The 1263-nt window shown below is 38.0% G+C and carries 1 protein-coding gene; it reads right to left on the bottom strand.

Translation table 11 applies throughout. The annotated features are described in order from the left end of the window. Positions 1–36: 36 nt before the first annotated feature. A complete protein-coding gene (locus CLIN57ABFB40_RS12245; protein WP_175628393.1) occupies positions 37–1200 on the bottom strand; it encodes an IS4 family transposase in 1164 nt (387 codons plus the stop codon). Positions 1201–1263: the final 63 nt, after the last annotated feature.

Below are 1263 nucleotides of genomic sequence, written 5' to 3'. Positions count from 1 at the left end.
CACTAGTGTCCCGTTAAAATCGGGACGAGTTATTAATTAATCAAATAATCCCGGAATAAGGGGATTAAATTGTTCTTTGACATCATTGAAATTAGTCTTATTAAACAGCTCTTGTAAAGGCGTTTTATCTGTTAATGAGATGCTAAGAATCTGCAAGACCTCATAAGTTGAACGATTCAGTTGCATATCATATTGTACAATAGCTACTAAACAATAGGTGATGATAGCAACACTAATCTGTATTCGAACCGCATTCTCGGTAGTACCCCAGAACCTTTTTATCTTAAGGTGTTGTTTCAGCCATTTGAAGAAAAGTTCCACGAACCATCTTTTCTTATAAAGATTGGCAACATCAAGTGCAGATATGTGTTTGGCATTCGTCAGGAATGTGAATTCACGATCATCCTCTTCATCATAGAAACGGATGACTCTGAATGATTCAGGATACTTCTTTCCAGAAGTGTACCCTATCAGTTTCACTTCCGCATCTGAAAGGATATTTTTCGGCATTCTACGCTTCCATTTACAGAACTTGCATTTCAGATTAGACTTCGCTCTGACTACAAAGAAAGAACCTGTAAGATGAATCCGATAAAGTTCTTTAAACGAGTCATACGCTCTGTCAAATATATAATAAGCATTTGGCTCATAATTAATTGCGGACATTTCTGTTGAATCATGCCTGGATGCTGTAGTTACTGTATAAAAGGCTGGAAGTTGTGCTTCTATGTCATAAAGGACATGAGCCTTAACTCCACCTTTTTTCTTACGGAACTTCGCCCAAGGGAATGTAGCCAAACATAAAGGAATTGTAGTGGAATCAAACGCATACTTCCTTCCTGGAATATCCAAGATGTGAGTCGATCGTTTTTCACATGCTTCCTTCATCATATAGAAAGCAAAATCTTCGAAGATTCTGTAATCCCGATTCTGATTGGCAGATGCAAGCGTAGTTTTGGCAATGGGCTCACGACCCAATCCCAAATGATAACGCTTTCCTTGATGTGCTTCCAAAGCTACAATCAAGTCACGAAGACTTTCACGATTACTGAGTTGACCGAACATCATTGCAAGTAACTGACTCCAGCAAGTGAAATGTTTCACATAACGATTGCCATCATACTTGTCTACAAGTCTTCTGAACTTATCATTGTTCAAGAATTCTACTAACTGAGCGAAAACATATTTATCTTGGTTCATTTGAGGTCACCTTAATTGACCTCAAAGGTATGATTTCAAATCGTCGCGCCTAAAAAGTAGTAT

It is taken from the genome of Bacteroides acidifaciens (assembly GCF_903181435.1).
Taxonomy (GTDB): Bacteria; Bacteroidota; Bacteroidia; order Bacteroidales; family Bacteroidaceae; genus Bacteroides.
The sequence above is the reverse complement of the archived record's forward strand: the minus strand, read 5'-3'. Positions and strand labels throughout refer to the sequence as shown.

Excerpts from the sequence above, each read along its gene's own strand:
- CLIN57ABFB40_RS12245 (WP_175628393.1), bottom strand. The coding sequence starts at position 1,200 with ATGAACCAAGATAAATATGTTTTCGCTCAGTTAGTAGAATTCTTGAAC.